This window comes from Nonomuraea sp. NPDC049378 (assembly GCF_055586745.1).
Genome location: NZ_JBVJHP010000001.1, coordinates 664,377 through 677,671 on the forward strand (window position 1 = coordinate 664,377; position 13,295 = coordinate 677,671).

16 protein-coding genes and 1 pseudogene are annotated in these 13,295 nt (G+C 71.2%); 6 read left to right on the forward strand and 11 right to left on the reverse strand.

The window, feature by feature from the left end; translation table 11 throughout:
* Positions 1 to 24: 24 nt before the first annotated feature.
* The 4 genes and pseudogenes from ACZ6SA_RS02985 to ACZ6SA_RS03000 all read left to right on the forward strand — a co-directional run bounded on the left by ACZ6SA_RS02985 (position 25) and on the right by ACZ6SA_RS03000 (position 2,852).
* Positions 25 to 531 (forward strand): hypothetical protein, encoded by a 507-nt coding sequence (locus ACZ6SA_RS02985; protein WP_347641708.1) that lies wholly within the window; start codon positions 25 to 27, stop codon positions 529 to 531.
* Positions 532 to 581: 50 nt separating this feature from the next.
* Complete coding sequence (locus ACZ6SA_RS02990) at positions 582 to 1,406, forward strand: cyclase family protein (protein WP_465826320.1); 825 nt, start codon at positions 582 to 584, stop codon at positions 1,404 to 1,406.
* 80 nt (positions 1,407 to 1,486) lie between these two features.
* A pseudogene (locus tag ACZ6SA_RS02995) lies at positions 1,487 to 2,111 on the forward strand (MmgE/PrpD family protein); the annotation flags it as partial.
* A complete protein-coding gene (locus ACZ6SA_RS03000; RefSeq protein WP_465826636.1) occupies positions 2,094 to 2,852 on the forward strand; it encodes an MmgE/PrpD family protein in 759 nt (252 codons plus the stop codon). The pseudogene ACZ6SA_RS02995 and the gene ACZ6SA_RS03000, both read left to right, overlap by 18 nt.
* Before the next feature lie 33 nt (positions 2,853 to 2,885).
* Here ACZ6SA_RS03000 and era read toward each other — a convergent pair whose 3' ends face one another.
* From era to ACZ6SA_RS03040, 8 genes are all read right to left on the reverse strand, one after another.
* Positions 2,886 to 3,794, reverse strand: a complete 909-nt coding sequence (era, locus tag ACZ6SA_RS03005; protein WP_443150292.1) for a GTPase Era — start codon at positions 3,792 to 3,794, stop codon at positions 2,886 to 2,888.
* A gap of 18 nt (positions 3,795 to 3,812) precedes the next feature.
* Positions 3,813 to 4,289: an NUDIX domain-containing protein gene (locus ACZ6SA_RS03010; protein ID WP_465826322.1), complete on the reverse strand. Its 477-nt coding sequence runs from the start codon at positions 4,287 to 4,289 to the stop codon at positions 3,813 to 3,815.
* A gap of 1 nt (position 4,290) precedes the next feature.
* On the reverse strand, positions 4,291 to 4,608 hold the full coding sequence (locus tag ACZ6SA_RS03015; protein ID WP_443150291.1) for a cytidine/deoxycytidylate deaminase family protein: 318 nt from the start codon (positions 4,606 to 4,608) through the stop codon (positions 4,291 to 4,293).
* Positions 4,609 to 4,709: 101 nt separating this feature from the next.
* On the reverse strand, positions 4,710 to 5,345 hold the full coding sequence (locus ACZ6SA_RS03020) for a hypothetical protein (protein ID WP_347641702.1): 636 nt from the start codon (positions 5,343 to 5,345) through the stop codon (positions 4,710 to 4,712).
* Between the two features lie 312 nt (positions 5,346 to 5,657).
* On the reverse strand, positions 5,658 to 6,953 hold the full coding sequence (locus ACZ6SA_RS03025; protein WP_465826325.1) for a hemolysin family protein: 1,296 nt from the start codon (positions 6,951 to 6,953) through the stop codon (positions 5,658 to 5,660).
* Positions 6,950 to 7,426 carry an rRNA maturation RNase YbeY gene (gene ybeY, locus ACZ6SA_RS03030; RefSeq protein ID WP_347641700.1) on the reverse strand — a complete coding sequence of 159 codons (477 nt, stop codon included), beginning with the start codon at positions 7,424 to 7,426 and terminating at the stop codon, positions 6,950 to 6,952. The genes ACZ6SA_RS03025 and ybeY overlap by 4 nt, the downstream gene beginning before the upstream one ends.
* The gene (locus ACZ6SA_RS03035; protein WP_347641699.1) at positions 7,416 to 8,471 is read right to left on the reverse strand and encodes a PhoH family protein; all 1,056 of its coding nucleotides are present in this window, start codon (positions 8,469 to 8,471) and stop codon (positions 7,416 to 7,418) included. Before ACZ6SA_RS03035 ends, ybeY begins: the two co-directional genes overlap by 11 nt.
* Positions 8,472 to 8,588: 117 nt before the next feature.
* Positions 8,589 to 8,933, reverse strand: a complete 345-nt coding sequence (locus tag ACZ6SA_RS03040) for a histidine triad nucleotide-binding protein (protein ID WP_132517572.1) — start codon at positions 8,931 to 8,933, stop codon at positions 8,589 to 8,591.
* A 281-nt stretch (positions 8,934 to 9,214) separates the two neighbouring features.
* Here ACZ6SA_RS03040 and ACZ6SA_RS03045 point away from each other — a divergent pair, with 281 nt between their 5' ends.
* Positions 9,215 to 9,727, forward strand: a complete 513-nt coding sequence (locus ACZ6SA_RS03045; RefSeq protein ID WP_049573205.1) for a SigE family RNA polymerase sigma factor — start codon at positions 9,215 to 9,217, stop codon at positions 9,725 to 9,727.
* On the forward strand, positions 9,724 to 10,371 hold the full coding sequence (locus ACZ6SA_RS03050) for a hypothetical protein (RefSeq protein ID WP_465826329.1): 648 nt from the start codon (positions 9,724 to 9,726) through the stop codon (positions 10,369 to 10,371). The genes ACZ6SA_RS03045 and ACZ6SA_RS03050 overlap by 4 nt, the downstream gene beginning before the upstream one ends.
* Positions 10,372 to 10,386: 15 nt before the next feature.
* Here the strand turns inward: ACZ6SA_RS03050 and ACZ6SA_RS03055 are convergent, their stop codons facing one another.
* From ACZ6SA_RS03055 to hrcA, 3 genes are read right to left on the reverse strand one after another with little or no spacing between them, the layout of a single operon-like run.
* On the reverse strand, positions 10,387 to 11,112 hold the full coding sequence (locus ACZ6SA_RS03055; protein ID WP_465826331.1) for a 16S rRNA (uracil(1498)-N(3))-methyltransferase: 726 nt from the start codon (positions 11,110 to 11,112) through the stop codon (positions 10,387 to 10,389).
* A 1-nt stretch (position 11,113) separates the two neighbouring features.
* Positions 11,114 to 12,259: a molecular chaperone DnaJ gene (gene dnaJ, locus ACZ6SA_RS03060; RefSeq protein ID WP_347641696.1), complete on the reverse strand. Its 1,146-nt coding sequence runs from the start codon at positions 12,257 to 12,259 to the stop codon at positions 11,114 to 11,116.
* Positions 12,260 to 12,270: 11 nt separating this feature from the next.
* Entirely contained in the window at positions 12,271 to 13,284 is a 1,014-nt protein-coding gene (gene hrcA / locus ACZ6SA_RS03065; RefSeq protein ID WP_465826333.1) for a heat-inducible transcriptional repressor HrcA, read from the reverse strand.
* Positions 13,285 to 13,295: the final 11 nt, after the last annotated feature.

Below are 13,295 nucleotides of genomic sequence, written 5' to 3' on the forward strand. Positions count from 1 at the left end.
CGGGGCCCGGCTTACCCTGATCGTGTGGCCGACTTTCCGCAGCCCGAGCCCACCAGCCCGACCACCCGCTCACTCGCCCGCTCACCCACCGGGCCGCGCGCCCGCCGCGGCGCCCCGCTGGGCGTCGTGATCGCGGGCGCCCTGCTGATGTCCTGCGCGGTCCTGCCGTGGGCCGGGGTGGAGGCGCGCAGCGAGCTCATCGGTGGTGCGATCGCCGATGACGTCCGCGGCGTCGACGCGGCGGCCGGGGTCTACAGCCTGGTGGCCGGGCTGGCGGCGCTGGCGTGCGGGTTCGCCGGGGTGCTCGGGCGGCCGCGGCTGGCCGCGCTGGCCGCCGTCCCGGGAGGCGCGGCCGTGGTGGTGCTGGTGTCGTTCGTGACCGGCGACCGTGGCCTGCGCGACCGGGTCTCCGTCGACCTCGGCGACCTGCTGTCGATCGAGCCGGTGATCAGGTTCGGCTGGTTCGCGGCGCTGGCGTCGGCCGTCGCGGTGATCCTGCTGGCCGTCGTGGCCCTGGTGCGCCGCGGCTGACGGCCCCGGCAAGGCGCGGACGATGATCAGGTTGCTGCGACAATCTTCGCATGCAGGTTGAACAGACAGGGACGACGCTCTGGCAGCGGCTCGACGGCTCCGAGATCGTGGACCTCGCCCAGCCCATGCGGACGGGCATGCCCCAGTCGCCGAACCATCCCAGGTTCCGGATGGTCATCGAGCGCCGCCACGGCGACATGGTGCGCGAGGACGGCGGGTCGGCCGCCAACGAGCTGATCGTCACCGGCGGGCACGTGGGCACCCACGTCGACGCGCTCGGCCACGTCTCCCACGACGGGCACGCGTACGGCGGGGTCGAGGTCGCGGGCATCCAGTCGCACAAGGGGCTGTCCCGGCTCGGCATCGAGACCTTCCCCCCGTACGTGGGGCGCGGCGTGCTGCTCGACGTCCACGCCGTGCACGGCGTGGACGTGCTGCCCCCCGGATACGAGGTGACCCGCGACGACCTGGAGACGGCGCTGAAAAGGACGGGCGTGGCCATCCGGCCCGGCGACGCGGTGCTGATCGGCACCGGCTGGTCGCTCGAATGGGAAAGACCGTCCCGGTTCGTCGGCGAGGAGGGCGGCGTGCCGGGGCCCGGCGCCGACGCCGCCCGCTGGCTGGTCGAGCGGGGCGTCAAGGTGGCCGGCGGGGAGACCATCGCGTTCGAGCACATCGCGGCGGGACGCGGCCACGCCACGCTGCCGGTGCACCGCATCCTCCTGGTGGAGGCCGGGGTGAACATCGTGGAGACCATGCGGCTGACCCGGCTGCGCGAGGTCGGCGCGACCGAGTTCCTGCTGGTGATCAACCCGCTGCACGTCGTCGGCGCCACCGGCGCCCCCGTACGGCCGCTCGCGGTGCTCGCGTCATGACCGGCCTGCCCGGCGTGACCATCGTCTCCGCCCTCGCCGAGTTCGCCGCGCACGCCCGCACGGGGCTGCCCGCGCCCGTCATGGACGACGTCACGGGTCGCGTGCTCGACATGTTCGGCAACGGCCTGGCCGCCCTGGAGCTCACCGGTCACGACGAGCCGCACGAGGCGGTCAGGCGGCTGGCCGACCGGTGGGGCGGAGCCGGCGAGTCCTCCGTGCTCGGCCACCCGCTCGCGCTCCCCGCGCCGTCGGCCGCCCTGGTCAACGGCACGCTCGCGCACGCACTCGACTTCGACGACACCCACCTGCCCTCGGTGCTGCACCCGTCCGCCTCCGTCGTGCCCGCCGCGCTGGCGGTCGCGGAGTCGGCACGCGCGCCCGGGGCGGCGCTGTGCCAGGCCATCGCCGTGGGCAACGAGATCACCAACCGGCTCGGCATGGCCTCCTACCTGCCCGAGCTGCGCAACTCGCTGTTCTTCGAGAAGGGCTGGCACGCCACGTCCATCTGCGGCACCGTCGGCGCCGCCGCCGCGTCGGCCTTACTCATGAACCTGGACGCCGGCGGCATCGCGGCGGCCATGGGCATCGCCGCGAGCATGGGAGCCGGGGTCATCGAGGCCAACCGCACCGGCGGCACCGTCAAGCGCGTCCGGCTGGGCGGCCCACGCGGGCGTCGTCGCCGCCATGATGGCCGCCGAAGGGGTGACCGGGCCGCCGACGGTCTTCGAGGGGCGTTTCGGCTTCTTCCAGGCGTTCCTCGACGGGCGTTACGACGCGGCCGCGATCACCGACGGGCTCGGCGAGCGGTGGGAGCTCCTGCGTACGGTCTACAAGCCGTACCCGTCCAACCACTTCACCCATCCCGGCATCGACGCGGCGCTCGCGCTGCGGGCCCAGGGGCTGCGGGCCGAGGACGTGGCGGAGATCGAGCTGGGCGTGGCGGCCGCGCCGCTGCGCACGATCGGCGAGCCGTACGAGGAGAAGGTGCGGCCCCGGACTCCGTACCATGCCAAGTTCTCCGGGCCGTACACGGTGGCCAGCGCGCTGGTCGGCGGCGGCGGGCTCGGGCTGCACCTCGACGACTTCACCGAGGCCGCCTTCCGCGACGAGAAGCGGCTCGCCCTGGCCGCCCGGGTGCGGGTGGTGGCCGACGAGGTGTGCACGGAGGAGTTCCCGCTGGCGTTCTCGGCCGTGCTGCGCGTACGGGCCAGGGACGGGCGGCGGCTGGAGCATCGGGTGCACAGCTCGCGGGGCGGGCCCGAGCATCCGCTGAGCATGGACGAGCTGGAGGAGAAGTACCGGCTGAACGCCTCGCGCGTGCTCCCGCCGGAGGCCGTCGCGGCGCTCGCCCGGCAGGTCCGCGGGCTGGCGGCCCGCGACGACGTCACCGGCCTGCTCCAGCCGGCCCTCGCCGCCGCCCGCCCGCCGTCGCCCGCACAGGACTGAACGGCGCCCCGGCACGCCTGCCAGGTCCGCCCGTCAGTCGTAGAAGCCCAGGCGGCGCAGCTGCTTCGGGTCGCGCTGCCAGTCTTTGGCCACGCTGATGCGCAGGTCGAGATAGACCCGCGTGCCCAGCAGCCCTTCGATCTGCTGGCGGGCCTTGGTGCCGACCTCGCGCAGCCGCCCGCCCTTGTGCCCGATGACGATCGCCTTCTGGGACGGGCGCTCCACGAACAGGTGCGCGTAGATGTCGAGCAGGTCGTCGCGGCCCTCCCTGGGCAACATCTCGTCGACGACGACGGCGATCGAGTGGGGCAGCTCGTCACGCACGCCCTCCAGCGCCGCCTCCCTGATCAGCTCGCCGACCAGGATCTGCTCGGGCTCGTCGGTGAGCCGGCCGTCCTCATAAAGCGGCGGCGACTCGGGCATGTGCTCGATCAGCACGTCGGCCAGCACGCCGAGCTGGTCACCCGACTGCGCCGACACGGGCACGATGGCGGCGAACTCCCCCACCTCCGAGACCGCCAGCAGCTGCTCGGCGATCTGCTCCTTGCTCGCCAGGTCGCACTTGGTCACCACCGCGACGACCGGGGTCTTCTTCACCGCCGCAAGCTTGTCGGCGATGAACCGGTCGCCCTTGCCGATCGGCTCGTTGGCCGGCACGCAGAAGCCGATCGCGTCGACCTCGGTCAGCGTGGACAACACCAGGCTGTCGAGCCGCTCGCCGAGCAGCGTGCGCGGGCGGTGCAGCCCCGGCGTGTCGACGATGACGAGCTGGGCGTCGGGACGGTGCACGATGCCCCTGATGACGCGCCTGGTGGTCTGCGGCTTGGACGAGGTGATCGCCACCTTGCTGCCGACGAGGGCGTTCATCAGCGTGGACTTGCCGACGTTCGGCCTCCCCACAAAGCAGGCGAATCCGGCGCGATGGCTGTCTGGCGAAGTCACACTGTGCATTGTGGCCTATCAACCACCGTGTTCACGCCACCAGGCGAACGCCTCCGGCGCCACGAGCGGGGTCCACGGGGTCGTCTTCATCCCGGCGAGCTCCTGCTCCGCCACCCAGCGGAAGTCGTCGATCTCCACGCCGTCGGGCTGGGGACGCCCGGCGACGACCGCGCAGGCGTACGCCGCGATGACGTAACCGACCTGGTGGCCGTTGGGGTAGACGGTGCGGAACTCGGGGCCGCCGTACACGCCGATCAGGCCCAGCGCCTCGACCTCGAGGCCGAGCTCCTCGTGCAGCTCCCTGACCACGGCGTCCGCCGGCCGCTCGTCCGGGTCGATGCCACCGCCCGGCGCCGCCCAGAGCCCCACGTCGCCGTGCCGGGCCACCAGGAGCCTGCCCTCGTCGTCGAACACGAATCCGGAGGCCGACGGCAGCATCATCAGGTCGGCGCCGACCTTCTCCCGCAGTCGCGCCAGAAAGGGCGACATCGGCATGTCAGCCCCGCACCGTGCCGTCGGGGCCGGCCACGAGCAGCGCCTTCACGCCCAGCTCGGCGGCCACGGCCTCGTCGGCGGCGCTCGGCCCGCCCTCGCTCACCAGCGCGGCGGCCTCCAGCGACCGTGCCCCGCTGGAGATCGCCATGGCCACCGCGACCTGCACGGCCGACAGCGTCAGCGCCTCCAGCGCCACGTTCGTCGCCGCGTAGGTGCGTCCGGTCTCGTCGCGCACGGCGGCTCCTTCCGCGGAGCCGTTGCGGGCCCTGGCGGACCGGGCCAGAACGATGATCTTGCTGTCTTCCGGATCGAGAGTCACGGGACCAGGCTAACGAGTGCCCAGCCGTACGGGTGACGGCGAGGGGCCGGCCTCGCCGGTCCCCGCCATGCCCCGCCGCGGCGGTCGCCGCCATGCCCGCCTCAGCGGTCCTCCGCCATGGTGATGACCGCGTCCACCATCGCACGCGTGCGGTCGGCGTCCACATCCTCAAGGCCGGTGTGCACCACCGACACCAGCGTGTCGCCGGCCCGCGACAGCACCACGTCCATCGCGTACGGGTAGCCGTTCAGCCGGCCGGCCAGCCGCGCGCCCACGGCCTCGTCCCCCACGTCCTCGATCGGCAGCTCGCTCGAGCGCAGGTCGGTGCCGGAAGGGGAGCTGACGCGCCGGCACGACTCCAGCGCGTCGGCCAGTTCGTCGAGGTGGTCGGCCGCCTCACCGCCGGTGTACCTGGCGAGCGCGACCCCGGCCTGCTCGCCCAGGTCGTCCCCGGCGTAGCTGACCGCCACCTGGGCGGTCAGCGCCTGGCTCGGGGCCCGCCCCTCGGCGGGGCGCAGCATAAGGCGGCAGTTCTTGCCCGCCTTGTCGAACGGTATCCGCCAGGCCTCCCCCGGCCTGGGCGTGAACCCGTCGGGCAGCCGAGGCTCCTCGCTGAGCACCGCGCGCAGCTGCGCCATGACCCCCGGATCAAGGTGGCTCCCCGCTGCCCCGCCGCCGCAGCCGGCCAGGACGCAGGCCAGCAGCCCGCAGCCGACGATCCCTCGTTCGCGCCTCATGATTCCCCCTGGTCGCAGCCTCCCCAACCGGCGAAGCAGCAATCCACCGAAGTTCCCACCAACCCGCAAAAAGGGTGTTCTCATCCGGTTTCCTGGACGAGAACACCCTTGCGCCGACCGACGCCACAGCCCCCTAGCAGGCCGTGACGCCGTCGCCCCCCGGAGCGCCGGCCTGCCGCGAACCCCATCCGGCTTCCGACGCTCCCCGACACCCACCGCACTGGATGTCTTGGTGAGAAGACTGCCGTGCGGAGCTTGCAGACCACTTGTAGAACGCTTGCGGCATCCGTCCGCACAGGTCCCGCTCGCGGGTCACTCCCGCTCGACGGCGGCCGGAACGGCCTCGTCCTCGGGAGGCACCACCCGGCGCACCACCACGGTGCTGATGCGGTTGCGGCGTCCCGCGAGGCTCTCGGCGGTCAGCGAGAGCCCGGCCACCTGCGCGTGCGAGCCGGCGATCGGCACCCGACCGAGCGCGTGGGCCAGCAGGCCGCCGACCGTCTCCACGTCGTCGACCTCGATCTCCGTGTCGAAAAGCTCGCCGAGCTCGTCGACCGGCATGCGCGCGGTCACCCGCATGCCGCCGTCGGGCATGGGTTCGACGCGCGGCGCCTCCTGGTCGTACTCGTCGGTGATCTCCCCGACGATCTCCTCCAGGACGTCCTCGATCGTGACCAGCCCGGCCGTGCCGCCGTATTCGTCGATGACGATGGCGATGTGGATCTGCCTGGCCTGCATCTCCCGCATGAGCTGGTCGATGGGCTTGCTCTCGGGCACGTACGCGGCCGGACGCATGATCGACTCGACGGTGTCCTTGCCGCCGCCCTCGCCCGACTCGTGGATCTTGCGGGCGATGTCCTTCAGATAGGCGATGCCGACGACGTCGTCCTCGTTCTCGCCCACGACCGGGATGCGGGAGAACCCGCTCCGCAGCGCCAGCGACAGGGCCTGGCTGATCGTCTTGGCGCGCTCGATGTAGACCATGTCGGTGCGGGGCACCATGACCTCGCGCACCAGCGTGTCGCCCAGCTCGAAGACCGAGTGGATCATCTCGCGCTCGTCGGGCTCGATCACCCTGCGCTCCTCGGCCAGGTCGACCAGGTCACGCAGCTCGGCCTCCGAGGTGAACGGCCCGTCACGGAACCCCTTGCCGGGGGTCAGCGCGTTGCCGAGCAGGATGAGCAGCTTGGGCAGAGGGCCGAAGATGCGGGTCAGGCCGTACACGATCGGGGCGCTGGCCAGCGCGACCGGCTCGGCGTGCTGGCGGCCCAGCGTACGCGGCATGACGCCGACCACCACATAGCTGATCACGATCATCACGACGGCGGCCCAGACGTAGGCCCAGCCCTGGTCGTGCATGAGGTCGATGAACAGCAGGGTGGCGATGACCGTCGCGACCAGCTCGCAGCTCAGCCTGAGCAGCAGCAGCAGGTTGAGGTAGCGCGGCGGGTCGTTGACGATGGCCTGCAGCCGCCCCGCACCCCGCCGGCTCTCGCGCGCGTATTCCTCGGCGCGCACCCTGGAGATGCGCGTCAGTGCCGTTTCCGCACTGGCGATCAGGCCACCGATGATCACGAGGGTGATGACCAGCAACAACCAGGCGTTCACCGCGAGTTGCGCACCTCCTGCCACGACTCGAGGAGCCGGGCCTGCAAGCCGAACATCTCCTTGTGCTCCTCAGGCTCGGCGTGGTCGTAGCCGAGCAGGTGGAGGATGCCGTGGGTGCACAGCAGCTCCAGCTCGTCGGCGGCGCCGTGACCCGCCTCGGCCGCCTGCCTGGCGGCCACGTGCGGGCAGAGCACGACATCGCCCAGGAGCGCGGGATCGGCGGCGCCGTCGGCCTCGCCGCGCGCGCCGCCGCCGGGACGCAGCTCGTCCATCGGGAAGGCCAGCACGTCGGTCGGGCCCGGCTCACCCATCCACTTCTCGTGCAGCTCGGCCATGGTGTCCTCGTCGACCATCACGATGGACAGCTCGGCGAGCGGGTTGATGCCCATCTCGCCGAGCACGTGGGCGGCCAGGGCGCCGAGAGACTCCTCGTCGACCTCGACGCCGGACTCGTTGTTCAGCTCAATGCTCACGGTCGCTCACCCGCCGCTTCCCCCGCTGCTGGACGGGCTTCAGCTCCTGGGCGGCCCGGGTGGCGTCGTAGCGCCCGTAGGCGTCGACGATGTCGCTCACCAGCTTGTGGCGTACGACGTCGGAGCTGCTCAGCCGGGAGAAGTGGATGTCGGGGATGCCGTCGAGGATCTCCTGCACCACCCTCAGCCCGCTCACCGTGCCCGAGGGCAGGTCGACCTGCGTCACGTCGCCCGTCACCACGATCTTGGAGTTGAACCCGAGCCGGGTGAGGAACATCTTCATCTGCTCGGCCGAGGAGTTCTGTGCCTCGTCGAGGATGATGAACGCGTCATTGAGGGTACGGCCACGCATATATGCCAGCGGCGCGACCTCGATCGTGCCCGCGGCCATCAGCTTGGGGATCGAGTCGGGATCGATCATGTCGTGCAGCGCGTCGTAGAGGGGCCGCAGGTAGGGGTCGATCTTCTCGTAGAGGGTGCCGGGCAGGAAGCCGAGCCGCTCTCCCGCCTCGACCGCGGGCCGGGTCAGGATGATCCGGTTGACCCGCTTCTCCTGCAGCGCCCGCACGGCCTTGGCCATCGCGAGATAGGTCTTGCCGGTGCCCGCGGGGCCGATGCCGAACACGACCGTGTGCTTGTCGATCGCGTCGACGTAGCGCTTCTGGTTGACCGTCTTCGGCCTGATCGTGCGGCCACGGGAGGAGAGGATGTCGAGGGAGAGCACCTCGGCGGGGCGGTCGGAGGTCATGCGGAGCATGGCGATGCTGCGCTCGACCGCGTCGGGCGTGAGCTCACCGCCGCTGCGCAGCACCTCCACGAGCTCCTCGAAGAGCCGCACCACGGTGCCGCTCTCGTCGGGAGAGCCCGTGACGGTGATCTCGTTGCCGCGTACGTGGATGTCGGCCTTGAAGGCGCCCTCGATGACGCGAAGCAGCTCGTCACCGGAGCCGAGGAGGCTGACCATCGGGTATTCGTCCGGAATCAGCACCTTGGCTTGTGTGCGCGAGGGAGGTGCCGTGCGTCGGGATTCGTGTAGTTCGGACATGGGCAGGCCAGCGGCCTGATGCCTCCCGGTCTCTTTCGGTGTCTTCTGAGCCCATCGTATCCGGGACGACGCCGAATGCTCGCGTCAATATCACCGGGTTGGGCAGCAGAGGTCCGGCTAACCCGGCGGCCACGTCAGCGCACGCCCGCCCAGGACGTGGGCGTGCACGTGGAAGACGGTCTGCCCGGCGCCCGGCCCGGTGTTGAACACCACGCGGTAGCCCTCCTCGGCCACGCCCTCCATGACGGCCACGGCGTGGGCGGCCTTGAGCACCTCGTCGGCCAGCCCGTCGTCGGCGTCGGCGAGCGCCGCCGCGTCGGAGTAGTGGCCCTTCGTGATGACCAGCACGTGGGTGGGGGCCTGCGGGTTGATGTCGCGGAACGCCAGTGCCCTGCCGGTCTCGTAGACGATCTCGGCCGGGATCTCCTTGGCCACGATTTTGCAGAAGAGGCAGTCGTTCACACCGGTACCCTATCGACAGCCTCGCCGTCAGGAGTCCGTTGCGAATCGGTAATCAGCTGTGTCGTGCGCAGGAAGATCCACGCGGTTAGGGTGAGTGTGCGACACTTCAGCAAAAAAGAACACGATTCAGGGTCGGGCGAGCGCCACCTGGCGAGGAACACGACTGGGTAATGCACCCTAAGGAACCGGGGAAACCTCAAGAACCGGAAGAGCGTAAACCCTCTGGGAAGGCCGCGCGTCCCACTGATGTGACCACCGAAACCCTTCTGGCCGACAGGTCGATGGGGGCGGTGCCGGTCGGGTGGGATGCCGACATGGCCGTTACCGCGCTCTACAGCGCGCATTTCCGGTCGTTGGTGCGTCTCGCTGTGTTGCTGGTGCGCGACATGGCAACCGCCGAGGAAGTCGTGCAGGATGCGTTCGTCGCCATTCATGGCGCGTGGCGTAGGCTGCGTGATCCCGACAAAGCACTCGCCTACCTGCGTCAATCCGTCGTCAACCGGTCCCGCTCCGTGCTGCGTCACCGCGCGGTCGTCGAGAAATACGCCCCCAAGGGCCTGCCTGACGCCCCGAGCGCCGAGAACGGCGCGATCGGCGAGCTGGAACGCTCCGCCGTCATCGAGGCGTTACGAGCCCTGCCGACCCGACAGAGAGAAGCACTGGTCCTACGCTATTACGGTGATCTGTCCGAAGCTGAGATCGCTCACGCCATGGGCATCAGCAAGGGGGCGGTCAAGAGCCACACCGCTCGTGGCATGGCCGCGTTGCGATCCGTTCTGGAGAAAATGTCATGACCCAGCCCCCCGACGAGTACGGCGACGCGCTGCGTCGTGCGCTCCGTGCGGAGGCGGATGCGGTCGTGCCCTCGCCGGAAGGACTGGAGATCATCCGTGCCCGCATCGAGCGGCGCGGCGTTCGTAACCTGTTCTGGTGGCGCGCGGGGGCGGCCGCCGCCAGTGCCCTGCTCGTGGCGGGGACGATCGTGATGACGGTTCCCGGGCTGCGCTCCCAGATCACCGAGGAGAGCTCCGTCCAGCCCGCCGGTGTCGAGTCCTCCGAGGTCCCGTCCAACTCCTCCACCACCCGCTCGCACGAGCCCCCGCCGAAGAAACCCGTCCCCTCGCGCTCCGAGGTCGTCTTCGTGCCGCCCGAGTCGAAGCCCCCGACGCCGCGGGCCTCGAAGACGGCCGACTCGACCAGGGCGCCGTCGCCCTCGTCCAGCCCCACGCCCACCCCGTGCCCTTCGGCGACCGTCGTGCCGGCCGAGCCGGCGCCCGACTGCCCCACGAGCACCCCCAGCCCGACGCCCGCCCCGGAAGAGACGTCCATGGAGCCCACGGCGTGCCCGATGGAGGAGTGCCCGCCTGGCGACGTCGTGGAGGAGACGCCCACCGGCGGCAGCAGCCCGCTCCTCGACGCCTCCCAGCCGGCGCCCTGACGGCCCTCAGAGGCCCTACCAGCGCCCCGTACGCGTCATCAGCACGGCCGCCGCCGCCACGCCCGCCGTGGACGTACGCAGGACCGTGGGCCCCAGCAGCACCGGCACAGCCCGCGCCGCGCGGAACCTGTCGAGCTCGTCCGCTGAGACACCGCCCTCAGGCCCCACGACCACCACGATGTCGCCGCCCTCCGGCAACTCCACGCCCGACAGCGGCTCGGCCGCCTCCTCGTGCAGCACCAGCCCCAGCGCCGCCTCCGACAGCAGCCGCTCGACCTGGGAGGTGGAGGCGAGGCCGGCGACCTCGGGCAGGCGGAACCTGCGGGCCTGCTTGCCCGCCTCACGAGCCGTGGACCGCCAGCGCCCCAGCGCCTTGGCGACCTTGTCGCCCTTCCACTGCGTGACGCTCCGGGCGGCCGACCACGGCACGATCACGTCGACGCCCGCCTCGGTCATCATCTCGACCGCCAGCTCGCCCCTGTCGCCCTTGGGCAGCCCCTGGACGACGACCAGCCGCCGGCCGGGCGGCTCGACGGTGTGCCGGCCGATCACGTCGAGCCGGAGCGCGTCCTTCAGCACCTCGCGTACGACGCACTCGGCGACGGAGCCGGCGCCGTCGGTCAGGTCGACCCGCTCGCCGGCCCGCAGGCGCCTGACCGAGGCCGCGTGGCGCCCCTCCGGGCCGTCGAGCGTCAGCTCCGTGCCGTCCAGCTCCCGCGACAGGAAGACGGGGACGGTCACGTCACCTGCCGTTGAAGGCGTCGCGCAGCCGGGAGAAGAAGCTCTGCTGCCCGGGGGCGAACTTGCCGGGAGGCCGCTCCTCGCCGCGCTGCCTGGACAGCTCGCGCAGCAGCTCCTCCTGCGCCGTGTCGAGGCGGGTCGGCGTCTCGACGTTGACGTGGATCAGCAGGTCGCCCCTGCCGGACTCGTTGAGCCGCTGCACGCCGCGCCCGTACATCGTGATGACCTGACCTGACTGGGTGCCCGGGCGGACGTCGATCTCCTCGGCGCCGTCGAGCGTCTCCACCGTCAGCACCGTGCCCAGCGCGGCGGCCGTCATCGGGATCTGCACGGTGCAGTGGAGGTCGTCGCCGCGCCGTTCGAAGATCTCGTGAGGCCGCTCGGCGATCTCGAGGAACAGGTCTCCGGGCGGGCCGCCTCCGGGACCGACCTCGCCCTCGCCGGCGAGCTGGATGTGGGTGCCGTCCTCGACGCCCGCGGGGATGCGGACCTTGATCGTCCGCCGGGTGCGCACCCGGCCGTCGCCCGAGCACTCCTGGCAGGGGTTACGGATGATGGTGCCGAACCCGCCGCACTGCGGGCACGGCCGCGAGGTCATGACCTGGCCCAGGAACGAGCGGGTGACCTGGGAGATCTCGCCGCGCCCGTTGCACATGTCGCACGTGTCGGGGTGGGTGCCGGCCGCCGCGCCCGCGCCCTGGCACACCTCGCAGATCACGGCCGTGTCGACGACCAGCTCGCGGGTGGTGCCGAAAGCGGTCTCGCGCAGGTCGAGCTCGACCCTGATGGTGGCGTTGCGGCCCCTGCGGGCACGCGAACGGGGGCCCCTGGCGCCGGCCGCGGTGCCGAAGAAGGCGTCCATGATGTCGCTGAAGGGGAACCCCGCGCCGAACCCGCCGGCTCCGGCGCCCGCACCCGCTCCGGCGCCGCCGAAGGGGTCGCCGCCCAGGTCGTACATCTGGCGCTTGTTCGGGTCGGACAGCACCTCGTAGGCCTGCGTGATCTCCTTGAACCTGTCCTGAGTCTCAGGATCGGGGTTCATGTCGGGATGCAGCTCGCGGGCGAGCCGGCGGTAGGCCTTCTTGATCTCGTCCTGACTGGCGTCAGGGCGCACCCCGAGGGTGGCGTAATAGTCGCTGTTTGCCACTTATCGACCTCTTAAGATGCAGCCAGGATCTGGCTGACGTAGCGTGCCACCGCGCGCACGGCGCCCATCGTCACTGGATAATCCATCCTCGTGGGTCCCAGCACCCCGAGCCGGGCCAGTTGGTTGTCGCCAGAACCGTATCCGGTCGCGACGATGGATGTGCCCCGCAGGTAGGGGTTTTCCGAGCCGATGCGCACGGTGAGCGCGGACGGGGTGTCGGACGTGGTCTCGCCGAGCAGCCGCATGAGCACCACCTGCTCTTCCAGCGCCTCCAGCACGTCGCGGAGGCCGGTGGAGAAGTCGGCGCCGGCGAGGTTGGCCGCCCCGGCGAACACGATCTTCTCGTCGTGCCGCTCCACGAGGGTCTCGAGCAGCACCGACAGGATCGTCGCCACGGCGGGCCGGTCTTCGGCGGGCAACCGCTCAGGCAGGTCGGCCACCAGGTCGGGCACGCTGGTCAGGCCGCAGCCGTCGAGGCAGGAGTTGAGCACGGCGCGCAGGTGCGCGATCCGCGACTCCTCCACCACCTCGGGCAGCTCGATCACGCGCTGCTCGACGCGGCCGGTGTTGGTGATCAGCACGAGCATGACCCGCCGGTCGTTCAGCGGGACGAGCTCGACGTGCCGCACCGTCGAACGGGTCAGCGTCGGGTATTGCACCACCGCCACCTGCCTGGTCAGCTGCGCGAGCAGGCGAACCGTGCGGGTCACCACGTCGTCGAGGTCGACCGCGCCGGCCAGGAACGTCTCGATCGCCCGGCGCTCGGCCCCCGACAGCGGCTTGACCTGCGAGAGCCGATCGACGAACAGGCGATAGCCCTTGTCCGTCGGCACCCGGCCCGCGCTGGTGTGCGGCTGCGTGATGTATCCCTCCTCCTCCAGCGCCGCCATGTCGTTCCTGACCGTCGCCGGGGAGACCTTCAGATTGTGGCGATCGGCCAGCGCCTTGGAGCCCACCGGTTCGTTGGTCGACACGTAGTCTTCGACAATGGCGCGGAGCACCGCCAGCTTCCGTTCGTCAAGCACGCGCTCACCTC